Below are 23,319 nucleotides of genomic sequence, written 5' to 3'. Positions count from 1 at the left end.
ATTGAGTAATGAAAATGAGACAAGGATTAACACGTACACCAAGGATACTTACTGGGCTCTTCTCCTTATGGTTGTTTGTATTTTTAGCCCCTTTAGCTGCAGCAGAAGAAGTTTCGTCCAATGCCCTAAAAAGTATCGACTTTCGAACTAATAAAGATAAAGACGCCGTGATTGTCGTCGAATTGGCGTCACCGGCCGCGATTGTAGATATCAAGCGTGTACAGGAAGGGTTAAGTATCGATTTGCTTAACACTTCAGTAAAAGACGAGCAATTGTATCTCCTAGACGTGAAAGACTTTTCGACTGTGGTTGAGAGCGTAGAAGTGTTTCGCGACACCTCGACGACGCGCTTGGTTGCGCACATCAATGAAGAATACATGCATGATTACCGTTTAACGGGGCGTTTTTTGGAAATCAAAGTAGCGAAGATCAAACCCAATGAGAAAGCCCCAGATAAAAGCATTTTAGAAAGAGAAGGTAAGCTTATTTCGATTAACTTCCAAGATATTCCTGTGCGAAACGTCTTGCAGCTTATTGCTGATTACAACCAATTCAATTTGGTTGTCTCCGACTCTGTAGAAGGCAACCTCACGCTTCGTCTTGATGGTGTCCCTTGGCAGCAAGTGCTGGATATTATTTTGCAAGTTAAGGGGTTAGATAAGCGTGTTGATGGCAACGTGATTTTAGTTGCTCCGACTGATGAGCTGGACTTGCGTGAGAAGCAGCAGTTAGAAAAACAAAAACTGACGGAAGAAATGGGAGAGCTTTCATCTGAAATCATCAAAGTTAATTTTGCTAAAGCATCAGACATTGCGGAGATGATCAATGGAGAAGGAAATATCAGCATGCTGTCAGAGCGCGGCAGTATGACCATTGATGAGCGAACTAACTCGTTATTGATTAGAGAGTTACCTGAAAACATCGAGGTGATTCGAGAAATTATTGAGTCTTTGGATATTCCAGTTAAACAGGTTCAAATTGAGGCGCGTATTGTGACCATCAATGAAGGTAACATGGATGAGTTAGGGATTCGTTGGGGTTTTACGTCTATTAATGGCAGTAATACAGTGGGCGGTTCTATTGAGAACAACCTTGCCACGATCGGTCTCTATAATGGAGAAGGGGGTGATGACGGTGGTGACGGTGATGGAGTAGGGATCGATGACTTCCTAAATGTAAACTTAGCTGCAACCAGTCCGAATGCGACCAGTCTTGCTTTCCAAGTTGCGAAGTTAGGTTCAGACACCTTGTTGGATCTTGAGCTTTCTGCTCTGCAACAAGAGTCTAAAGCTGAGATTATCTCGAGCCCACGTTTGATCACTACCAATAAGAAGCCTGCCTATATTGAACAAGGTACAGAGATTCCTTATCTTGAGTCATCATCAAGTGGTGCAACGACGGTGACGTTCAAAAAGGCGGTATTAAGTTTGAAAGTGACCCCGCAAATCACACCGGATAACCGCTTAGTGTTGGATTTAAGTGTCACGCAAGATAGACCTGGACAAGTCGTGAAGACAGGCACTGGTGAAGCTGTTGCGATTGATACTCAACGTATCGGGACGCAAGTGTTAGTGAATAACGGTGAAACGGTCGTTCTTGGTGGTATTTTTCAGCACAGCATTACTAACTCGGTGGACAAAGTACCTTTGTTGGGCGACCTGCCGCTATTAGGTGCTCTTTTTCGTCGAAGTTATGAGAATGTTGGCAAAAGTGAGCTGTTAATTTTCGTCACGCCTAAGGTGGTGATTCAGTAGTTCTGTCTCGGGAAAAACTGATTAAATCAAAAATAAAGTTGCAATAGTGGCACCATGCTTGGATAATTTCGGGTCTTATCACGAATTATCTGTGAGGAACTGGTGCCACAAGCCTTGTAGAACAGCAGTTTAGCTGTGTTTTCTTGTGGCGATCTTATTGAATCAATGTTGTAAATTACTGCTAAACATGGCTGAGAAACGTAATATTTTCCTTGTTGGCCCAATGGGCGCCGGCAAAAGTACAATTGGTAGACATCTAGCACAGCAACTGCATATGGAGTTTGTTGACTCCGATACAGTGATCGAAGAACGCACTGGTGCAGACATCTCTTGGGTTTTTGATGTAGAAGGTGAAGAAGGCTTCCGCAAGCGTGAAGAAGCGGTACTTGAAGACCTAACACAAGAGCAAGGCATCGTGCTTGCGACTGGCGGTGGCTCTGTTAAGAGCAAAGAAAACCGCAATCGTCTTTCGGCACGTGGTGTTGTTGTTTACTTAGAAACGACGATTGAAAAGCAACTTGCGCGTACAAACCGCGACAAGAAGCGTCCTTTACTTCAAACGGATAACCCTCGCGAAGTACTGGAGCAATTAGCTGAAGAACGTAATCCTTTATATGAAGAAGTAGCGGATTACACTGTTCGCACTGACGATCAAAGTGCAAAAGTGGTAGCCAACCAGATCGTAAAAATGCTAGAAGAGAGATAAGTCTTTATCTTTTTTTTAATTGGAGCAAACCGATGGAACGGATTACGGTCAACCTAGCTGAGCGTAGCTACCCAATCTCTATTGGCGCCGGGTTATTTGAGGACCCGGCGTACCTCTCTCAAGTTCTCTCAAACAAAAATGCAAAACAAAAAGTTGTTGTGATCAGTAATGTCACAGTGGCGCCTTTGTATGCAGACAAAATTTTAAAGCAACTCGAGCAGCTCGGTTGTAGTGCATCCTTGTTAGAATTGCCTGACGGTGAACAGTACAAAAACTTGGATGTATTTAATCAAGTAATGAACTTCTTACTGGAAGGGAGTTATGCTCGTGATGTTGTGATCATCGCGTTAGGTGGTGGTGTTATTGGCGACCTTGTGGGTTTTGCGTCTGCCTGTTACCAGCGTGGGGTCGATTTTATTCAAATACCGACCACATTACTATCCCAAGTGGACTCTTCGGTTGGTGGAAAAACCGCGGTTAACCATCCGTTGGGTAAGAACATGATAGGTGCGTTTTACCAACCTAAAGCCGTGATCATTGATACCAACTGCCTGTCGACGTTGCCTGAACGTGAGTTCGCTGCGGGTATCGCCGAAGTCATTAAGTACGGCATTATTTACGATGCAGATTTTTTTGTATGGTTAGAAGACAATCTTGAGCGCTTGTATGCGTTGGATGAAGAAGCACTAACTTATGCGATCGCACGTTGCTGTGAAATAAAAGCGGAAGTGGTGGCTCAGGATGAGAAAGAATCGGGCATCCGTGCTTTGCTTAACTTAGGTCACACCTTTGGTCATGCGATTGAAGCGGAACTTGGCTATGGCAATTGGCTGCATGGTGAAGCGGTATCTTCCGGCACTGTTATGGCGGCCAAAACGTCGCATCTACGCGGTCTGATCTCGGAAGAGCAATTTGAGCGTATTGTTGCGATTTTGCGTCGTGCAAAACTGCCTGTGCATACTCCAGACAGTATGAATTTCGATGACTTCATCAAGCACATGATGCGAGATAAGAAAGTCCTCTCTGGTCAATTACGATTGGTTTTGCCTACAGGCATTGGCACTGCCGAGGTAATTGCTGATACGACACAAGACGTACTCAAACAGGCAATAGACTTCGGTCGCGATATTTAACCTTGTAATGGCGCCTTTGGGCGTCATTCTTGTAGTGTATTAAGGTTATTAGATGAGTGTTGCTCACGTACTGGAATTAGATTCTCAAATCGAGTTGCTTGATAGATTAGGTCTACTGACTAACTTTGGTTCCAATCTCATTGCGATTAATGGTCATGATGGGTACGGGAAATCTTGGTTAGCGCAGCGATACCTTGAAGTGGGTGCCAGTAACAAGAATCAATGTTTGTTACTTTGTCATTCTAATCAAGACGATGTGCAGCATCGCGTCCTTATTTTGAATCAACTGGTTTCAGACGCATTGTTTAATCAGCAAGAGCCTTTACTTGATAGCCTTGAAAGGCTTTTAGGTGATGAGCCGTGTGACATTGCAATTGTTGTAGATGATGCGCATTTATTGAGTGAGACACTTATCTCTGAGCTTTGGATGCTGGTCTTAGAGGCGCACCATAAGCCAAATTGGACCATCAATGTCTTACTGTTTACACAGTCTGGACGTTTAGACGGTTTGCTAGCACGTCTCAGTTATGGACAAGAGATAAAGCCTGTTGAGCTTGATATTGATATGTTGTCCGAAGTGGAAGCTCGTCGTTTCTTTGAGTCACTTGTTGCGCGCTACGTCGATGATGAGTCTGAGAAACGGGTTCGAGATGCATTTAAAAAAGTCGACCCAGTACCGGGTGACATCATGGCGTTAGGAGAGATGAAAGTGGAAAAAAGGATCATTATCCGCTCGATTGTCGGTTCACCCCTGAATATTGCGTTGGTGGTATTAGTCTTACTGTTGCTTGCTGCTGGTGGCTATTGGTGGATGCTTAGTCAACCAAGTCCTGATGATAAAGCGCAGCAAATTGCTGGCAGTTTAGAGCAAACGGCTATTCCAACTTTTGAAGAGTCAGGAATCAGTGCAGCGCAGTCTTCACTGCAACCTGTAACCGATGGCTCTAGCAGTCCTGATAAGTCTGGTGCGGTTGATGATTCTGATTCATTACCGCCAGCAGTGACAGAAGAAGTAGCGAGCGTAGGCAGTGATGACAATCAACAAAGAGTGGTGATTGAGTCGAATGTGGTCGATGCATTGCTTGAAGGTAAAGCTGATTCAGCAGACACAAAAGCGATTGATGATGTCGTAGGTACTGAGAAGACAGAAACCGCCGATGAAACTAGCTCCCCTTTGATTAAAGTCGTAAAACCGAATCAAGATATGACGCAAGCACCTGCTCAGTCAGAAGAGGGTGACGCAAACCAACCTGTTGTGAAGTTTTCATTTGCTCGTGAAGAACTAAAAGCGCTATCGCCAAGAGCTTACACTTTACAACTCGCAGCTATGACCTCAATGGAAGATGTACAATCCTTTCTCAATGAGCATCAACTGAATAATCAAGTGCGAATTTATCCTACCGTTCGTAATGACACCGAGTGGTATATCATCACATATCAAGATTATCCGACAATTCAAATGGCTCGTGATGCCGTCGCAAGCTTGCCAGATTCGGTTAAGTCGGTGAGTCCTTGGGCAAAATCACTCCGTCAGGTTCACCGTGAAATTGAACGAGTGAAATAAACCTGAGCTTCCCTGAAAAATATGTTACATTCCGCAGCCTTAATTTTTGGTCGATAGATAGAGCAGTAGATGAAAAAGCAACGAGCCTTTCTTAAATGGGCAGGAGGAAAATACGGACTGGTTGAAGACATCCAACGTCATTTGCCGCCGGCTCGAAAGCTAGTTGAACCTTTTGTTGGTGCGGGCTCAGTGTTTCTGAATACCGATTATGACCATTATCTACTTGCAGATATCAATCCAGATTTGATCAATCTGTACAACCTGCTGAAAGAACGCCCTGAAGAGTATATCTCTGAAGCGAAGCGTTGGTTTGTCGCTGAGAACAACCGCAAAGAAGCCTACCTACACATTCGCGCTGAATTTAATAAAACCGATGACGTGATGTACCGCTCTTTAGCGTTTTTGTATATGAACCGCTTTGGTTTTAATGGCCTATGCCGTTACAACAAAAAAGGTGGCTTCAATGTACCGTTTGGCTCTTACAAAAAGCCGTATTTCCCTGAGGCGGAACTGGAGTTTTTTGCAGAAAAAGCCAAAAAAGCTACGTTCGTTTGTGAAGGTTATCCTGAAACATTTCGTCGTGCGCGCAAAGGGAGCGTCGTGTATTGCGATCCACCTTATGCGCCGCTTTCAAATACGGCAAATTTCACCTCATACGCAGGTAATGGTTTCACGTTGGACGACCAAGCTGCATTAGCCGACATTGCTGAAAGAACAGCGACTGAACGTGGCATTCCTGTGTTGATTTCTAACCACGACACTACCTTGACACGTCGGTTGTATCACGGTGCGGATCTTAATGTGGTTAAAGTAAAGCGTACCATTAGCCGTAATGGTAACGGTCGTAATAAAGTTGATGAGCTACTTGCGCTTTTTCATGCCCCAGACATGGATAAATCAAACTCTTAATTCTCACACTATTATATCTAAATAGTGGATCTCCCCACTGGCTTCGGTAGAATTGCGCGCAGATTGTTTGCTCATTACTACTGAGGTCAGGTATGAAAGATTTTCTTATTGCTCCATCCATTTTATCGGCAGATTTTGCTCGTCTCGGTGAAGATGTAGAAAAAGTACTCGCAGCGGGTGCGGATGTGGTGCATTTCGACGTTATGGATAACCACTATGTACCAAACCTGACTTTTGGTGCGCCTGTGTGTAAAGCACTACGCGATTATGGCATCACGGCGCCAATCGATGTTCACCTAATGGTGAAACCCGTTGACCGTATTATTCCTGATTTCGCAAAAGCGGGTGCGTCGATGATTACGTTCCATGTAGAAGCTTCTGATCATGTAGACCGTACACTGCAGTTAATTAAAGAGCACGGCTGTCAGGCTGGTGTGGTACTAAACCCAGCAACGCCACTTGCAAGTCTTGAGTTTATTATGGATAAAGTCGACATGATTCTACTGATGTCGGTAAACCCTGGTTTTGGTGGTCAATCATTCATTCCTCATACACTAGATAAACTGCGTGCCGTTCGTAAGATGATTGACGAGTCTGGTCGTGATATCCGCTTAGAAATCGATGGCGGTGTAAAGGTTGACAACATTCGTGAAATTGCAGAAGCGGGCGCAGACATGTTTGTCGCAGGCTCGGCGATTTTCGGTGAGCCAGATTACAAACAAGTGATCGATCAAATGCGCGCTGAACTGGCTGAAGTTAAATAAGCACCGATAAGCCAGCGCAATAACACACTGATTTTAAAGGCTGCCATGTTGTTGGCAGCCTTTGTGTTTTCTAGTATTAGAAGAAATTAAATATCCGCTGCGATGAGCAAATAATCACTTGCCTATTTTACGCCCTTTCTGTACTATTCGTGCTCCTTAAACTCAGTCAATTATCTTTAGTTCCTTGCTTCCTCTGGACGACTGAGCCATTTGTGGAAGCTGAATAATCCGTAAGGAGCAACCAATGCGTCATTACGAAATCGTATTCATGGTGCACCCAGATCAAAGCGAGCAAGTTGCTGGCATGATCGAGCGTTACACTGGTTCAATCACTGAAGCTGGCGGTAAAATCCACCGTCTAGAAGACTGGGGCCGTCGTCAACTGGCTTACCCAATCAACAAGCTTCACAAAGCTCACTACGTTCTTATGAACGTTGAAGCTGACCAAGCTGTAATTGATGAGCTAGAAACTGCTTTCCGTTTCAACGATGCAGTTCTACGTAACATGATCATGCGTACTAAAGCAGCGATCACTGAGCAATCTATCATGCTTAAGCAAAAAGAAGAGCGTGCTCCACGTCGTGAAGAGCGTTCTGAAGCTAAGCCTGAAGCTAAGTCAGAAGCTGCTGAGTAAGTTTTCTTATGGCCAATCGAATGGAGCTGAGCGGCACCATTGCCAAACCGCCCATTCGTAGTAAAAGCCCTGGTGGCATTGAACACTGTCGGTTTTGGCTGGAGCATCGCTCTACTATTATCGAAGCTGACTTACCTCGACAAGTTTATTGTCGTATGCCGGTAGTCGTCAGCGGGCTTGGGTCACAAGCACTAACTCAGAATTTAGTTCAAGGCAGTAACATTAAGGTAAGTGGTTTTGTCACTTATCAAACCGGCCGAAATGGCGTGGGAAAATTAGTGTTACACGCCGACAACATTACTCAAATTTAAGATCAGGAGATAGCCCATGGCTCGTTTCTTCCGTCGTCGTAAATTCTGCCGTTTCACTGCAGAAGGCGTACAAGAGATTGATTACAAAGACGTAGCAACTCTTAAAAACTACATCACTGAAGCTGGTAAAATCGTACCTAGCCGTATCACTGGTACAAGCGCTAAGTACCAGCGTCAACTAGCACGTGCTATCAAGCGTTCACGCTACCTAGCTCTACTACCGTACACTGACAAGCATCAGTAATCGGTTCATTTTATTAAGAAAGAGGATTAAGCAATGCAAGTTATTCTACTTGATAAAATTGGTAACCTAGGTGGTCTTGGCGATACTGCAAACGTTAAATCTGGCTACGCTCGTAACTTCCTTATCCCACAAGGTAAAGCAGTTATGGCAACTAAAGCTAACGTTGAAATGTTTGAAGCTCGTCGTGCTGAACTAGAAGCTAAAGTTGCTGAGCAACTAGCTGCTGCAGAAGCTCGCGCAGAGAAAGTTAACGCTCTAGAAGCTGTAGTTATCGCTTCTAAAGCTGGTGACGAAGGCAAACTATTCGGTTCTATCGGTACTCGTGACATCGCTGACGCTATCACAGCTGCAGGCGTTGAAGTTGCTAAGAGCGAAGTTCGCCTTCCTGAAGGTGCTCTACGTACAACTGGTGAGTTCGAGATCAGCGTTCAACTTCACTCTGAAGTTTTCGCAACTGTGAACCTACAAGTTGTTGCTGCTGAGTAATTCAGTATCAAGACGAAATACTAAAAAGCACCTCCTTGGAGGTGCTTTTTTTATTTCTAAAACTGAGAGAAAAAGGGTTAAAAAGCGAAAAGTAAATTAACGGAAAATACGCTGTCTGCTTTGCTTAAGCCTTCAGGCACTTTATCGTGATACTGACGAGAGTGCGCCAGTTTCAGTGCAATATCTTCAGTAATATCATTGGTTACACTGAGTTCACTATCAGTACGTGTGTTACTTCTACCTGTTACCAACGTAATATCAGCTGCGAAACTTAAATTATCCAACGCATGCCAAGTTGTGTTGATATTTCCTCGAAAAATGCCTTCTCTAACGATATCGGGAAAGACAATATCGTCATCATCTATTTCGTCTAAGTTTGGCTCTTGATAGCGAAAACCAGGGCCTACCTCTACCTCTAAAATGAAGTTCTCAGTGTAGGAGAACTGGTAACCCAAACCACCTGACAACGTATAGTCTTTAAAATAAGCACTGTAGCGAGAATCCACCCCTTTAAAGCTGCCATACAAATATGTCTTAGGGCCTAACTTGTAGTCACTCTGTAGGGAGTAGGTGGATGAGCGTTTGTCTTCTTCACCGTCTTTGTACAAGTTGTAGTACTTCCATTCACCATTAGAACGGTGTCGACCTGACGTATATTCAGCACTCAAACGAGCATTCAGGGAACGAGAGTCCGTGTTACCTGTGTGAGCTTGATAGCCGAACTCCACCTCGGTTTTTAGTGGGTCGGGTACATCAATATTTTGCTCTGGCTGTACTGATTCGTCAGCATACGATGCACTAGCGCACAGTAGGCTAAAGCTAAGTAACCAGTATCGGGACACATCAACCTCGAACGTAATCAAAAAGGAGGGGCATGATACTGATACAGATATTTGGTTGGGTCAATGGTAGGTTAATTTTTATTAGAGCTAGGCGGAAGAACCAGGCTATTACCTGGGTGGTTCACATGATGATTTCTTAACAAGTAATTGTCGCTTCGGGGAAGCATCTCAGTTAGGTTAAGGTTATAATCGTGGGTCAATAGTAGTTATCGAGCAAAGTCATGGCGGAAAACAGAAATCGCAAACCTTCAGACAGTCAGGTCGACGCAATCAAAGTGCCACCTCACTCACTAGAAGCCGAGCAATCAGTAATTGGTGGTCTTTTACTGGATAATGAACGTTGGGACACCGTTGCCGAACGTGTTGTGAGCAGTGATTTCTATAGTCGTCCACACCGCCTGATTTTTGAAGGTGTAAAAACCATTCTTGAAGCGGGTAAACCTCTCGATCTTATTACTTTATCGGAGTATCTAGAGCGTCACGAGTTGTTAGAAGATGTAGGCGGTTTTGCTTACCTCGCTGACTTGGCGAAGAATACGCCAAGTGCAGCTAACATCAATGCGTATGCTGATATTGTCGCTGAGCGTGCGATTGTTCGTGGCCTTATTGGTGTCGCGAATGAAATTGCGGACGCGGGCTATGACCCTCAAGGTCGCAGTTCTGAAGATTTAATAGACATGGCGGAGAGTAAAGTTTTTGCTATCGCCGAGTCTCGAACTAGTGAAAACGAAGGACCACAAAACGTCGACAACATCCTCGAAAAGACGTTAGAACGTATCGAGTTGTTGTATAAAACGCCACAAGATGGTGTTACGGGGGTCGATACCGGTTTCACAGATCTCAATAAGAAAACCGCAGGTTTGCAAGGCTCTGATTTGGTGATTGTCGCAGCGCGTCCATCGATGGGTAAAACGACCTTTGCGATGAACTTGTGTGAAAATGCGGCCATGCAACAAGAAAAGCCCGTACTTATTTTCTCGTTAGAGATGCCAGCTGAACAGTTGATGATGCGTATGTTGGCCTCTTTGTCTCGTGTAGACCAAACCAAGATCCGTACGGGTCAGCTAGATGACGAAGATTGGGCGCGTATTTCTTCTACTATGGGTATCCTGATGCAGAAGAAAAATATGTACATTGATGATAGCTCTGGTCTAACTCCGACCGAAGTGCGTTCGCGCGCTCGCCGTATCGCTCGTGAACATGGCGGTCTATCGATGATCATGGTCGACTACCTTCAGTTGATGCGCGTGCCTTCGTTAACCGATAACCGTACTCTTGAGATTGCTGAGATCTCTCGCTCTCTTAAGGCGCTGGCAAAAGAGCTAAATGTGCCTGTTGTGGCACTGTCGCAGCTAAACCGTTCCCTAGAGCAACGTGCGGATAAACGACCAGTAAACTCGGACTTGCGTGAATCCGGTTCCATCGAGCAGGATGCCGACTTGATCATGTTCATCTACCGTGATGAGGTTTATCACCCAGATAGTCCGTACAAAGGTACGGCCGAAATCATTATTGGTAAACAGCGTAACGGTCCTATCGGCTCTGTTCGCCTCACTTTCCAAGGTCAACATTCGCGTTTCGACAACTACGCGGGTCCTGCATTCGATATTGATGATGAGTAATTCCATGAGCTATATGAAAGCGGCCAAGGCGTGCATTGATTTGTCTGCGTTGCAGCACAACTTACAGCGCGTAAAAGCTCAAGCGCCACAAAGTAAAGTGATGGCTGTCGTCAAGGCCAATGGTTATGGTCACGGATTACGTCATGTCGCAAAACATGCTAACCATGCGGATGCGTTTGGCGTGGCTCGCATTGAAGAAGCATTGCAACTGCGCGCTTGTGGAGTAGTAAAGCCGATTCTATTGCTAGAAGGTTTTTACTCTCCTGGTGATTTACCTGTTCTTGTGACGAACAACATCCAAACCGTGGTGCACTGTGAAGAGCAGCTTATCGCCTTGGAGCAAGCAGACCTTGAAACTCCGGTTGTCGTGTGGCTGAAGATTGACAGTGGCATGCACCGCCTTGGGGTTCGTCCTGAACAATATGACGACTTTGTAACGCGGCTGAAGGAGTGTCCAAATGTAGCGAAACCGTTGCGTTACATGAGCCACTTTGGCTGTGCAGATGAGCTGGATAGCGATATTACCCCACAACAGATTGAGCTGTTTAAATCGTTGACTTCTGGTTGCCAAGGGGAACGTTCACTGGCGGCATCTGCGGGGTTATTGGCATGGCCTCAAAGCCATTTAGATTGGGTTCGTCCGGGTATTATCATGTATGGTGTGTCGCCATTCGATGACAAAACGGCGCAAGATCTTGGGTATCAGCCTGTCATGACACTTAAATCCCACCTTATTGCGGTACGTGAAGTGAAGAAGGGCGAAAGTGTTGGCTATGGTGGTATTTGGACCAGTGAGCGAGATACAAAAGTTGGGGTCATCGCTGTAGGGTATGGCGACGGTTACCCAAGAAGTGCTCCAAACGGTACGCCGGTGTGGGTTAATGGCCGTAAAGTACCTATTGCAGGTCGAGTTTCCATGGATATGCTGACGGTCGATTTGGGACCAGACGCAACGGATAAAGTCAGCGACGAAGCGATTCTTTGGGGGAAAGAGCTCCCAGTAGAAGAAGTGGCGGGTCACATTGGTACGATTGCGTATGAACTCGTGACTAAGCTAACGCCTCGCGTCGAGATGGAATACTCCAAATAAACAACGAAAGGCTAACCCAAGGTTAGCCTTTGTTTTATCTACTCACCGTTAATCGTAGCAATAACGCGGCGGCCGCCACCAAAGTCTCGATGCTCACCCAAGTAAATACCTTGCCATGTTCCTAAAGCTAATCGACCATTTTGGATTGGTACCGTCACACTACTGCCAAGCAGTGATGCTTTAATATGTGCCGGCATGTCGTCGTCACCTTCATAGGTGTGCTGATAATAAGGAGCACGCTCTGGCACAAACTTATTGAAGTGCGCTTCCATGTCCATACGCACGGTTGGATCAGCATTCTCATTTAAGGTCAAACTGGCGGAGGTGTGCTGAATAAATAAGTGTAATAAACCTACTGAAAGTTCGTTTATTTGTGGTAATTGTTGTTCAATTTCATCAGTTATCAGGTGAAAACCGCGGCTTCTCGCTTTTAATTGCAGTGTTTTTTGTGCCCACATACGTGTTCCTTTGGAAATTTATAAATTGGCGTCTATCCTATTCCAATTAGAGCCTGTCATTAGTAAATGATATGATTCTTGTCATCGTAAATGAATGTTCAATTTCAGGGCAGGGAACGTGACCTAACTCAATGTGAGTGTAAAAGCTCTCGGTCATAATTGGCGCCTGAAAAAAAATTACAAAGACTTGTTTTGTGGCAATTTGCCCAAACATCTAATTTATATTCTATTTGCTAAATCGGGGATTCCACAGTTTTCGCTAGACTGTAAGGAATGGAACCTACTGTAACATCGGGATAAAGACCATGTTGAAAAATATCAATCCAACGCAAACACAAGCTTGGAAAGCGCTAACGGCGCATTTCGAATCTGCACAAGATATGGATCTTAAAGAGCTGTTTGCTCAAGACGCAGCGCGTTTCGACAAATACTCTGCACGTTTCGGCTCAGACATCCTAGTCGATTACTCAAAGAACCTCATCAATGAGGAAACTCTGAAGCACCTGTTTGCTCTTGCGAAAGAGACCGAGCTGAAATCTGCAATTGAAGCGATGTTCAGTGGTGAAGCGATCAACCAAACAGAAGGTCGCGCTGTTCTTCACACTGCACTACGTAACCGCGCTAATACTCCAGTTATGGTAGACGGCGAAGACGTAATGCCAGCAGTGAACGCGGTTCTAGAAAAAATGAAATCATTCACTGAGCGCGTTATCGGCGGTGAATGGAAAGGTTACACAGGCAAAGCAATTACCGATATTGTGAACATCGGTATCGGCGGTTCTGACCTTGGCCCTTACATGGTGACGGAAGCTCTAGCGCCATACAAAAATCATCTAAACCTTCACTTCGTATCTAACGTTGATGGTACACACATCGTTGAAACGTTGAAGAAAGTTAACCCAGAAACGACGTTATTCTTGATCGCGTCTAAGACGTTTACAACACAAGAAACCATGACTAACGCGCACACTGCTCGTGATTGGTTCCTAGAATCGGCGGGTGATCAGGCTCATGTGGCTAAGCACTTTGCTGCGCTTTCAACAAACGCGACAGCCGTGTCTGAATTTGGTATCGATACAGCGAACATGTTTGAATTCTGGGACTGGGTTGGTGGCCGTTACTCACTATGGTCTGCGATCGGTCTATCAATTGCACTAGCAGTAGGTTTCGATAACTTCGTTGAGCTGCTTGATGGCGCTCACGAGATGGACAAGCACTTTGTATCAACAGATCTAGAAAGCAACATCCCTGTGATCCTTGCGCTTATCGGTATTTGGTACAACAACTTCCACGGTGCGGAATCAGAAGCTATTCTGCCTTACGATCAGTACATGCACCGTTTCGCGGCGTACTTCCAGCAAGGCAACATGGAATCAAACGGTAAATACGTTGACCGTGACGGCAATGCTGTAACTTACCAAACAGGCCCAATCATTTGGGGTGAACCAGGTACCAACGGTCAGCACGCGTTCTACCAGCTAATTCACCAAGGTACTAAGCTTATCCCATGTGACTTCATTGCACCTGCAATTAGCCACAACCCAGCTAGCGATCATCACCAAAAACTGATGTCTAACTTCTTCGCGCAAACTGAAGCTCTAGCGTTTGGTAAAAATGAAGAAACCGTGAAAGAAGAGTTGGTGAAAGTAGGTAAGAATGCTGAAGAAGTGGCAGCGATTGCGCCATTCAAAGTGTTTGAAGGTAACCGTCCAACAAACTCTATTCTAGTGAAGCAAATCACGCCTCGTACGCTAGGTAACTTGATCGCAATGTACGAACACAAAATTTTCGTACAAGGTGTTATCTGGAATATCTTCAGCTTTGACCAGTGGGGCGTGGAGCTAGGTAAACAACTGGCTAACCAAATCCTACCTGAGCTTGCAGACGAGTCTCAAATCAGCTCGCATGACAGCTCAACAAACGGTCTAATCAACGCATTTAAAGCGTTCAAAGCTTAATGTTTGAATAGATAAAGAAAAGGTCAGCAAATGCTGACCTTTTTATTGCCTGAGGCAAAAACAAAATAGGTTGGCCAGTGCCAACCTATTTTTTCTCTTTTATTCGAAGCAAATTTCGATAAAGGCATTTCCCCATTGGGAAGAGAAAGGCATGATAATAATTGAGCCTTCACACTTGTGGCGAATCGTATGACCTCGGCCCGAAACCACAACCGGTGTTGCCATATCAAAGTCAAAACCACTTTCCGCCAGAATGCGTTTCGCACCACCAGTAACCATGTTGGTGATCTCACCCACCATATCGGTCACTTCTTCATTGAGCCCATTTGGACGTTCACCAAGCATGTTCTGCATGATTTCTAGGGCGAGTGCTTCATCAAAGGTGATCGACATTGAACCACGAGTTTGTGGGCCTACCATACCAATCAGACCAGAAACGTCACCTCGTGCGATCTCATCTTTTTTGATTCGCGGTTTTTGTGGCTTCAGCTCAAGAGAAGCCATAGTTTTTAGCACGTTCATTAAAGAAGCTAAAAACGGGTTTACAAATTCAGCGCGCATAACGTTCTTCTATACTTTTTCTTTCGTCTCGGAGGAACAGGCCTGGCATTCACCATGAGTTTCAATAACTTGGTTGGTCAGTTTGAATCCATGCTTCTCGGCGTTTTCGGCTAACAAGGATATCAGCGTCTCATCTTCGAGTTCAACGACATCACCACATTTATCGCAAATTAGTAATTGGAAAAAGTGCTGCTGAGTATTGAAAGAACAACAAGTAATAAAGCTATTTGTCGATTCCACTCGGTGGATGAAGCCTTGTTCTAGGAGAAAATCTAATGCTCGATAAACAGTGGGCGGCTTAGCCTGAGGCTCACTCTCTTTTAGTTGCTCCAATAGCTCATACGCACTTGAGGCGCGGCGATTAGAACAAATGAGTTCAAATACGCGTCGGCGTTGCGGAGTCAGTCGTACTCCACGCTCTGCGCAGATACTTTCAATTTGTTCAATGATTGTTGGATTCAAACCTTTCACCATAACTATCGGACGTGCTCTATGATAAATCATTTCTATACGAAGTTCGTTTAGAAATGCTTCATTTTACCCACTATCAGAACGAAAATCATGAATTAAAGCAAGTCGGTGGTGGTGTGAAGGCGGAATAATCATCACAGAATGAATCAACGAATGACAGATTCGTATTACTTCTGCGTATTCCTAAGCACTTGGCTAGTCAGCCAACCAAATCATTCTCGCTGAAACTAGCACCCAGAGGTGCTTGGGTATACAATACCCGACTTATTTTTTGAGCGTACTGCTGCGCTCGACCTTGGCAACATAAAAACGGGTGTTTATATCATGACTCATTCTTGCAGGCTCTCCGTAGCACCAATGTTAGATTGGACTGATCGTCATTGTCGCTACTTCCATCGCTTAATGACCAAAGAAACCCTGCTGTACACTGAAATGGTGACGACAGGTGCGATCATTCATGGAAAAGGAGACTTCCTGGCTTATAACGAAGAAGAGCATCCGTTAGCCCTTCAACTTGGTGGTTCAAACCCAGCAGATTTGGCTACGTGTGCCAAGCTAGCGCAAGAGCGTGGCTACGATGAGATTAACCTAAATGTGGGGTGTCCATCTGACCGCGTACAAAACGGTCGATTTGGTGCTTGCCTAATGGCTGAACCGCAGTTAGTTGCGGATTGTGTCGCAGCAATGAAAGACGTGGTCGATATCCCTGTAACAGTCAAGACTCGCATTGGTATTGATGATCAAGACTCTTACGAGTTCCTAACGGATTTCGTTTCTATTGTTTCAGAAAAGGGTGGCTGTGAGCAGTTCACTATCCATGCTCGTAAAGCTTGGTTAAGTGGTTTAAGCCCAAAAGAAAACCGCGAGATCCCACCATTGGATTACCCACGCGCTTACCAATTGAAGCAAGACTTCTCACACCTAACGATTGCGATTAACGGTGGCGTGAAATCATTAGAAGAAGCAAAAGCACATCTTCAGCATCTTGACGGTGTGATGATTGGTCGTGAAGCATACCAAAGCCCATATCTACTGGCATCGGTAGACCAAGAGTTGTTTGGCTCTAATGCTCCAGTGAAGAAACGCAGCGAAATTGTTGAAGAGATGTACCCATACATTGAAGCGCAATTAGCGAAAGGTGCGTACCTTGGTCACATTACCCGTCACATGTTAGGTTTGTTCCAAAGCATGCCCGGTGCTCGTCAATGGCGTCGTCATATCAGTGAAAATGCGCACAAACCAGGTTCTGGTCTAGAAGTATTGCAAGACGCGCTAGCTAAGATTCCAAAAGAATTGAATGTGTAAAATTCGCCAGTGAATGGCTAAAATTACCAACTAAAGAATGATAAAGCCAGAGTGCAGAAATGCCTATGGCTTTGTTTTTTATTAAAAATCATAATCTTAACTTCGTTTCTGTAAGTTGGTATGGAAACTGCTCTGTTTATTGAAAACAAATGGAGAAGTGATTATGTTGGAGCTAATCTTTATTTTAGTATTTGCGGCGACCTTGTTGGTTACGGGTATCACAATGATGACCGTATTCGCAGCAACTGGTATTGCGTTAGTTGTGATGTTTTTACTGGGAATGGTTGGAGCGGTACTCAAACTATTACCATGGTTAATCGTGATTGCATTGGGTATTTGGTTCTTCAAGAATTACGTTGCTCAGCCCCGCTATAAATAATGAGTAACATCATTTAGTTGATGGAGAGGCGTGAGAATATGGTATATTTCCTCTCACGTCCTCTACGTGAATATCAGCTATCTCGGAGTAAATACTACATGACAAATAAAGCGAACATCGCTTTAACGGCATTATCGTTGGCAGTATCTTTTCCTGTTTTTGCAGAGTACTCTGTATCGACAAAAGTCGGCGCAGAGGTATGGGCTGCCGACACTAAAGTTAATGAAGTGAGACGAGATAGCAGTACCGCAGGCACTTTTTACGCGGCGATTGAACATGATGTTAAATATGTCCCTAATGCGCGCCTTCGTTACTCAAGTGTTGATGCGGATTACATGGGGTTCGATAAGCTCGATTTAACCTTGTATTACCACGTTCTAGAGCATGATTTATTGCACTTTGATGCGGGTCTCACGTTCAGTAATTTAAGTGACACTAAATACATTGATGCTGGCTCAAGCAGGCGTGTAGAAGAATTTGATGAGCTGATTTGGGCTTGGTATGGTTACGCAGAAATTCAAGTTCCGGATACAAACTTTGATGTGATTGGTGAGATAAACTTTGGTGACAACAAAGGTATCAAAAGCACCGATTTCATGGCAGGTGTTCAATACAATGTACCGCTCGAAAAAGCTCGACTGGCTTTTCGTGGAGGTTACCGTGTGATTGATTTAGAGTCCGATAAATTCATGTCGGATCTAGGGAAAGAGTTTATTTTTGCTAACGGCTTCTTTGTGAGTGCGGAATACGCGTTCTAAATTCAGCCATGTTAGATATTCGATTTACTTAAAACGTCGCTTTATAAGCGGCGTTTTTTTATATCACTTCATTATATCTAATCGAAATTTCTCCCTATTTGGCTGACTTAGACCATGCTTACCTAGGAGCAATGTGAAAGTTAAAGCAGGGATAGCGATGACAATAAATGAACTAAGACATCTATTCCGTGAAAATCAGCTTATCGAAGCGATTATTGAGCCTGCAATCCAAGAGGGTGGTTGGGTTGTAGAGTTCAGACATGCGCGCGGTGGTTTTGTTTTTCTAACGGACAGTCACGGCGAAGAATGTCTTTATGAAGATTTGGATACTGCGTCAAAATCGGCAATGGCAGTAGGCTTTCAACAAGTCCGCATTGAAGATCGATGAGCAAAAAGTAAGCCGTTCTTACTTCCAAAAAGTTATAAAACATTCACTTCTATTCTTTCTTGTTATTAAGGAGAGTGGGTACTCTATCGTCACGCAATGAATAGGGATGTCGTGATAATGTCTTTTCAAAAGAATGAGTATTCTCACAAGAATGTGTCTGAAGATAATAATGGGCAAGGAGGAAATCCTCCAATCGCAAGCCCTCTGAATGACCAACAAATTAGCTCACTCCAACAAACTGTCTCTGAGTTGTCTTCACAGCAACTTGCTTGGGTCAGTGGGTATTTTTGGGGATTAGCTCAAAATCAACCAAACACAGCGGTAACGCCAATTGCACAAGCAACGGCAGCCGTATCAGCGAAGCCAGCAGGTAAGTTGAGTATTATTTTTGCTTCCCAAACGGGCAATGCTAAAGGTGTTGCTGAAGCTCTGGAACAGGAAGCAAAAGCAGAAGGAATTGCAGTCGAACTTTTTGATGCAAGCGATTACAAAGGTAAAAACTTAGCCAAAGAAACGCATGTCATTATTGTGGCATCGACTAACGGCGAAGGCGAAGCGCCAGACAATGCCATTGAGCTACATGAGTTTTTGCAATCGAAGAAGGCTCCTAAGCTGCCAAACCTGCAATATGGTGTTATTGCATTGGGAGATTCTAGCTACGAGTTCTTCTGTCAGACCGGTAAAGACTTCGACACTTACCTATCAAAGCTAGGCGCGACTCCATTTATCGAGCGTCTTGATTGCGATGTGGATTATGAAGCCCCCGCAACTGAATGGCGTAAGAATGCGTTAGACAAGGTAAAAGATACACTTTCTTCTGGCTCTGAAGCGGATGTGGTTCAACTTCCTGTGGGTCAAGCTGCGACTGCGCACTCTCCTTACAATAAACAAAATCCGTACACTGCGACGTTACTGACCAGTCAAAAAATCACGGGCCGTGACTCTGGAAAAGACGTTCGTCATATAGAAATCGACTTAGAAGGCTCGGGCTTAACGTATCAGCCAGGTGATGCACTAGGTGTGTGGTTTGAAAATAGCTCGGAACTTGCAAATGCCATTCTTGGTAAGGTCGGTTTGTCTGGGGTTGAGACTGTTGACGTTGATGGTGAAAGCTTGTCAATCCACAGTGCTCTCGTGAGTAAATATGAAATCACAACATCTAACCCGCAGCTCATCACAAAGTTTGCCGAGTTATCCGGTAGCAAGAAGCTACAAAAGTTAGTTGAAGATAAAGATAAGCTTCGCGAGTACTCTGCAAATACTCAAATCGTTGATGTACTGGCAGAAAAGAAAACCAAGTTAACCGCAGATGAGTTGATTGGTTTGCTTCGTCGTCTTACTCCACGCCTTTACTCTATTGCATCAAGCCAAGAAGAGGTCGATGAAGAAGTACACCTAACGGTTGCTTTGGTTGAGTACGAACAAAACGACGAAAAACGATATGGTGGTGCGTCTAGTTTCTTAGCTCAGCGTCTCGAAGAGGGAGATGAAGTTAAAGTATTTGTTGAGCATAACAACAACTTTAAACTGCCGGAAGATGATAGTACTCCAATTATCATGGTTGGTCCTGGCACAGGGATCGCACCATTCCGTAGCTTTATTCAGGAACGTGAAAACCGCGATGCTGAAGGCAAAAACTGGTTGTTCTTTGGTGATCGCACGTTCACTCAAGACTTCTTGTACCAAGTGGAATGGCAAAAGTATCTCAAGTCAGGAGTACTAAGCCGATTGGATGTTGCCTTTAGTCGTGACCAAGTAGAAAAGGTTTACGTACAACATCGCATCTTAGAAAACGCAGCTCAAGTGTGGCAGTGGATCCAAGAAGGCGCTTATATCTATGTCTGCGGTGATGCAACGCGTATGGCAAAAGATGTGCACGACGCATTGGTTATCGTTGCTGAACAAGAAGGCAAGATGCCGCGTGACGATGCAGAACAATTTATTAATGACCTACGTAAAGCGAAACGTTATCAGAGGGATGTTTACTAATGACTTTTTCTACGGACAATAATAAGCAGGTTGTATTAGGTGAAGAGTTAGGGCCGCTATCTGATAACGAGCGCCTGAAGCGAGAAAGCAACTTATTACGTGGCACTATTGAGCAAGATTTACAGGACCCTATTACAGGTGGCTTTACTGCCGACAACTTCCAGTTAATTCGTTTCCACGGTATGTATCAACAAGACGATCGTGATATCCGTAATGAACGCACAAAGCAAAAACTGGAACCATTACATAATGTGATGCTTCGTGCTCGTATGCCTGGAGGCATCATCACGCCAACGCAATGGTTAGCGATCGACAAGTTCGCAACGGAGCACTCTTTATATGGAAGTATTCGTCTGACGACTCGCCAAACGTTCCAGTTTCATGGGGTATTAAAACCGAATATTAAGTTGATGCATCAAACGCTCAACAGTATTGGCATTGATTCGATTGCAACCGCGGGTGATGTAAACCGTAACGTGTTGTGTACCACTAACCCAGTGGAGTCAGAGTTACACCAAGAAGCTTACGAATGGGCGAAGAAGATCAGTGAGCATCTATTACCAAAGACGCGCGCTTATGCAGAGATTTGGCTAGACGGTGAAAAAGTAGAAAGCACAGAAGAAGACGAACCGATTCTAGGCAAGAACTACTTACCACGTAAGTTTAAAACCACAGTGGTTATCCCACCGCAAAATGACGTAGATGTACACGCTAACGATCTCAACTTCGTAGCGATTGCAGATAACGGCAAGCTGGTTGGTTTTAACGTCCTGGTCGGCGGCGGCTTAGCGATGACGCATGGCGATACATCAACTTATCCGCGCCGCGCTGACGACTTTGGCTTTATTCCGCTGGACAAGACACTTGATGTTGCCGCAGCTGTAGTAACAACTCAGCGCGACTGGGGTAACCGTTCAAACCGTAAGAACGCAAAAACCAAATACACATTGGATCGTGTAGGTAGCGATGTCTTTAAAGCGGAAGTCGAGAAACGTGCTGGTGTTAAGTTTGAGCAAAGCCGTCCATATGAATTCACAGAACGTGGTGACCGTATTGGCTGGGTAGAAGGAATTGATGGTAAATATCATTTAGCGCTTTTCATCGAAAATGGTCGCTTATTAGACTTTCCAGGTAAACCACTTAAGACGGGTGTTGCTGAAATTGCCAAAATCCACAAAGGCGATTTCCGCATGACAGCAAACCAAAACCTAATTGTTGCGGGTGTACCTAAAAACGAAAAAACGAAGATTGAAAAGATCGCTCGTGAACATGGCTTAATGGACGACGGCGTAAGTGAACAGCGTAAGAACTCAATGGCTTGTGTTGCTTTTCCAACTTGTCCGCTAGCGATGGCAGAAGCTGAACGTTTCCTTCCTCAGTTTGTTACTGATGTTGAGGGGATTCTGGAGAAGCACAACCTACCAGAAAATGACAACATCATTTTGCGTGTAACTGGGTGTCCAAATGGTTGTGGTCGCGCAATGTTGGCTGAAATTGGTCTAGTTGGCAAAGCGCCGGGTCGTTACAACTTGCACCTAGGTGGTAACCGTGCCGGTACTCGAGTACCAAAAATGTATAAAGAGAACATCACGGATAAGCAAATCTTAGAAGAGATTGATCTGCTGGTGGCTCGATGGTCGAAAGAGCGTGAAGAAGGCGAAGCCTTTGGCGATTTCACTATTCGTGCTGGCATTATCCAAGAAGTGCTCGTATCAAAGAGGGACTTTCATGCTTGATTCTGTAGCATCCAAGCTGGAGCTCACAGAGTTACTGACATTAACAAAGACGGAGCAAATCCTCCGTCTTGCTCAAATTAATGTCGAGCTCGAAAAGCTTTCAGCACAAGAGAGAGTAGCGTGGGCTTTAGATAATCTAGAAGGCGAGTTCGCGGTTTCTTCTAGTTTTGGTATTCAAGCCGCGGTTATGCTTCATTTAGTTACTCGCGCCAAAGCGGACATCCCCGTCATTCTAACCGATACTGGTTACCTGTTTGCTGAGACGTACCGATTTATCGATGAGCTGACAGATGCTCTCAACCTAAATTTAAAAGTTTATCGAGCCAAGGAAAGTGCGAATTGGCAAGAAGCTCGATATGGAAAATTATGGGAGCAAGGCGTAGAGGGAATTGAAAAATACAACAAGCTCAATAAAGTTGAGCCGATGCGTCGAGCGTTAAAAGAGCTTAATGTTGGAACGTGGTTCTCTGGACTGCGTCGAGAGCAAAGTAAATCTCGTGCAGGTTTACCGATTCTATCAATTCAGAACGGTGTGTTTAAATTTCTACCAGTAATTGATTGGACTAATAAAGACGTTCATTACTACTTAGAACAACACGGCCTTAAATACCACCCATTGTGGGATGAAGGTTACCTTTCAGTTGGTGATACACATACCACTCGTAAATGGGAGCCGGGAATGTCAGAGGAAGAAACTCGATTCTTTGGCTTAAAGCGAGAATGTGGCCTACACGAAGATGATGGCTCTGAACAAGATGGGTCTGGCATATAGCCATAATACTCTTTAAATAGAGTTTAGGTTAAGTTTAATAAAGATAGCTGCAATAAAGCAGCTTTCTTTATTTATGGTACTTGAAAAATACGTCTCAAAGCACAACTCTGTGGATAAGTTGTGTGAGAGTTTGGGGTAAAGTTGAATAAATAAAGGTTTGATCGAAAACTCATCGTTTAACCATTGTTTTTGCAATTTTTGAAAAATAACACTTGCCAATGTGAGCGCGATCTCTATAATGCCTCCTCGTCGACAGGGCAAGGGCTCAGAAGGGTTTAAGCGAAGTTGATAAGGCTGAAAAGAAAAACGAAATAATTTGAAGAAAGTGTTTGACACGATAAATTATCTCGCTAGAATGGCCGCCTCTTCCGAAGTGATGTCAATCACAAAGAAGAGTTGCTCTTTAACAATATAGACCTATCAATCTGTGTGGGCACTCGTTGATGATAATCCAATTCGATACTTCGGTATCAAATTAGGTTTCA

24 protein-coding genes are annotated in these 23,319 nt (G+C 44.4%); 20 read left to right on the top strand and 4 right to left on the bottom strand.

Going from position 1 to position 23,319, the window contains the following annotated elements:
* Positions 1–8: 8 nt before the first annotated feature.
* The 10 genes from R7F07_RS22880 to rplI all read left to right on the top strand — a co-directional run bounded on the left by R7F07_RS22880 (position 9) and on the right by rplI (position 8,505).
* Positions 9–1,754, top strand: coding sequence for a type IV pilus secretin PilQ (locus R7F07_RS22880; protein WP_031779065.1), 1,746 nt, complete (start codon positions 9–11; stop codon positions 1,752–1,754).
* 187 nt (positions 1,755–1,941) lie between these two features.
* Positions 1,942–2,460, top strand: coding sequence for a shikimate kinase AroK (gene aroK, locus R7F07_RS22875; RefSeq protein WP_005381319.1), 519 nt, complete (start codon positions 1,942–1,944; stop codon positions 2,458–2,460).
* Between the two features lie 32 nt (positions 2,461–2,492).
* A complete protein-coding gene (aroB, locus tag R7F07_RS22870) occupies positions 2,493–3,593 on the top strand; it encodes a 3-dehydroquinate synthase (protein WP_005381318.1) in 1,101 nt (366 codons plus the stop codon).
* 52 nt (positions 3,594–3,645) lie between these two features.
* Positions 3,646–5,157 (top strand): SPOR domain-containing protein, encoded by a 1,512-nt coding sequence (locus tag R7F07_RS22865; RefSeq protein WP_053307552.1) that lies wholly within the window; start codon positions 3,646–3,648, stop codon positions 5,155–5,157.
* Between the two features lie 69 nt (positions 5,158–5,226).
* Entirely contained in the window at positions 5,227–6,066 is an 840-nt protein-coding gene (locus tag R7F07_RS22860) for a Dam family site-specific DNA-(adenine-N6)-methyltransferase (protein WP_005381301.1), read from the top strand.
* 92 nt (positions 6,067–6,158) lie between these two features.
* Positions 6,159–6,830, top strand: a complete 672-nt coding sequence (gene rpe / locus R7F07_RS22855) for a ribulose-phosphate 3-epimerase (protein WP_005381300.1) — start codon at positions 6,159–6,161, stop codon at positions 6,828–6,830.
* A gap of 244 nt (positions 6,831–7,074) precedes the next feature.
* Complete coding sequence (rpsF, locus tag R7F07_RS22850) at positions 7,075–7,464, top strand: 30S ribosomal protein S6 (RefSeq protein ID WP_005381299.1); 390 nt, start codon at positions 7,075–7,077, stop codon at positions 7,462–7,464.
* Between the two features lie 8 nt (positions 7,465–7,472).
* On the top strand, positions 7,473–7,775 hold the full coding sequence (gene priB, locus R7F07_RS22845; protein WP_005381298.1) for a primosomal replication protein N: 303 nt from the start codon (positions 7,473–7,475) through the stop codon (positions 7,773–7,775).
* A 16-nt stretch (positions 7,776–7,791) separates the two neighbouring features.
* Positions 7,792–8,019: a 30S ribosomal protein S18 gene (rpsR, locus tag R7F07_RS22840; RefSeq protein ID WP_000090472.1), complete on the top strand. Its 228-nt coding sequence runs from the start codon at positions 7,792–7,794 to the stop codon at positions 8,017–8,019.
* Positions 8,020–8,052: 33 nt separating this feature from the next.
* Positions 8,053–8,505 carry a 50S ribosomal protein L9 gene (gene rplI, locus R7F07_RS22835; protein WP_005381278.1) on the top strand — a complete coding sequence of 151 codons (453 nt, stop codon included), beginning with the start codon at positions 8,053–8,055 and terminating at the stop codon, positions 8,503–8,505.
* 77 nt (positions 8,506–8,582) lie between these two features.
* On the opposite strand, the gene R7F07_RS22830 is transcribed toward rplI, so the two are convergent.
* A complete protein-coding gene (locus R7F07_RS22830; RefSeq protein WP_005381276.1) occupies positions 8,583–9,347 on the bottom strand; it encodes a DUF481 domain-containing protein in 765 nt (254 codons plus the stop codon).
* 221 nt (positions 9,348–9,568) lie between these two features.
* Here R7F07_RS22830 and R7F07_RS22825 point away from each other — a divergent pair, with 221 nt between their 5' ends.
* Positions 9,569–10,969, top strand: a complete 1,401-nt coding sequence (locus tag R7F07_RS22825; RefSeq protein WP_005382759.1) for a replicative DNA helicase — start codon at positions 9,569–9,571, stop codon at positions 10,967–10,969.
* 13 nt (positions 10,970–10,982) lie between these two features.
* Positions 10,983–12,059: an alanine racemase gene (gene alr, locus R7F07_RS22820; RefSeq protein ID WP_005381272.1), complete on the top strand. Its 1,077-nt coding sequence runs from the start codon at positions 10,983–10,985 to the stop codon at positions 12,057–12,059.
* A 38-nt stretch (positions 12,060–12,097) separates the two neighbouring features.
* On the opposite strand, the gene R7F07_RS22815 is transcribed toward alr, so the two are convergent.
* Positions 12,098–12,517, bottom strand: coding sequence for a secondary thiamine-phosphate synthase enzyme YjbQ (locus R7F07_RS22815; RefSeq protein WP_005381271.1), 420 nt, complete (start codon positions 12,515–12,517; stop codon positions 12,098–12,100).
* A gap of 305 nt (positions 12,518–12,822) precedes the next feature.
* On the opposite strand from R7F07_RS22815, the gene pgi reads away from it, so the two are divergent.
* Entirely contained in the window at positions 12,823–14,475 is a 1,653-nt protein-coding gene (gene pgi, locus R7F07_RS22810; protein ID WP_005381270.1) for a glucose-6-phosphate isomerase, read from the top strand.
* A 99-nt stretch (positions 14,476–14,574) separates the two neighbouring features.
* On the opposite strand, the gene R7F07_RS22805 is transcribed toward pgi, so the two are convergent.
* Both R7F07_RS22805 and zur read right to left on the bottom strand, forming a co-directional pair.
* Positions 14,575–15,036, bottom strand: a complete 462-nt coding sequence (locus tag R7F07_RS22805; RefSeq protein ID WP_005381269.1) for a chemotaxis protein CheX — start codon at positions 15,034–15,036, stop codon at positions 14,575–14,577.
* Between the two features lie 9 nt (positions 15,037–15,045).
* Positions 15,046–15,510 carry a zinc uptake transcriptional repressor Zur gene (zur, locus tag R7F07_RS22800; RefSeq protein ID WP_005381268.1) on the bottom strand — a complete coding sequence of 155 codons (465 nt, stop codon included), beginning with the start codon at positions 15,508–15,510 and terminating at the stop codon, positions 15,046–15,048.
* Positions 15,511–15,831: 321 nt separating this feature from the next.
* Here zur and dusA point away from each other — a divergent pair, with 321 nt between their 5' ends.
* The 7 genes from dusA to R7F07_RS22765 all read left to right on the top strand — a co-directional run bounded on the left by dusA (position 15,832) and on the right by R7F07_RS22765 (position 22,834).
* Positions 15,832–16,812 carry a tRNA dihydrouridine(20/20a) synthase DusA gene (dusA, locus tag R7F07_RS22795; RefSeq protein WP_017821727.1) on the top strand — a complete coding sequence of 327 codons (981 nt, stop codon included), beginning with the start codon at positions 15,832–15,834 and terminating at the stop codon, positions 16,810–16,812.
* A 163-nt stretch (positions 16,813–16,975) separates the two neighbouring features.
* Entirely contained in the window at positions 16,976–17,191 is a 216-nt protein-coding gene (pspG, locus tag R7F07_RS22790) for an envelope stress response protein PspG (RefSeq protein ID WP_005381266.1), read from the top strand.
* Between the two features lie 98 nt (positions 17,192–17,289).
* Complete coding sequence (locus tag R7F07_RS22785; protein ID WP_005381265.1) at positions 17,290–17,949, top strand: TIGR04219 family outer membrane beta-barrel protein; 660 nt, start codon at positions 17,290–17,292, stop codon at positions 17,947–17,949.
* 157 nt (positions 17,950–18,106) lie between these two features.
* Positions 18,107–18,337 carry a hypothetical protein gene (locus tag R7F07_RS22780; protein ID WP_005381264.1) on the top strand — a complete coding sequence of 77 codons (231 nt, stop codon included), beginning with the start codon at positions 18,107–18,109 and terminating at the stop codon, positions 18,335–18,337.
* Between the two features lie 117 nt (positions 18,338–18,454).
* Positions 18,455–20,326 (top strand): assimilatory sulfite reductase (NADPH) flavoprotein subunit, encoded by a 1,872-nt coding sequence (locus R7F07_RS22775; protein WP_005381262.1) that lies wholly within the window; start codon positions 18,455–18,457, stop codon positions 20,324–20,326.
* The gene (gene cysI / locus R7F07_RS22770) at positions 20,326–22,062 is read left to right on the top strand and encodes an assimilatory sulfite reductase (NADPH) hemoprotein subunit (protein ID WP_171343375.1); all 1,737 of its coding nucleotides are present in this window, start codon (positions 20,326–20,328) and stop codon (positions 22,060–22,062) included. Before R7F07_RS22775 ends, cysI begins: the two co-directional genes overlap by 1 nt.
* A complete protein-coding gene (locus tag R7F07_RS22765; protein WP_005382748.1) occupies positions 22,055–22,834 on the top strand; it encodes a phosphoadenylyl-sulfate reductase in 780 nt (259 codons plus the stop codon). The genes cysI and R7F07_RS22765 overlap by 8 nt, the downstream gene beginning before the upstream one ends.
* Positions 22,835–23,319 lie beyond the last annotated feature (485 nt).

The organism is Vibrio sp. YT-16 (genome assembly GCF_033337405.1).
In the GTDB taxonomy this organism is placed as follows: Bacteria; Pseudomonadota; Gammaproteobacteria; order Enterobacterales; family Vibrionaceae; genus Vibrio; species Vibrio alginolyticus.
The sequence above is the reverse complement of the archived record's forward strand: the minus strand, read 5'-3'. Positions and strand labels throughout refer to the sequence as shown.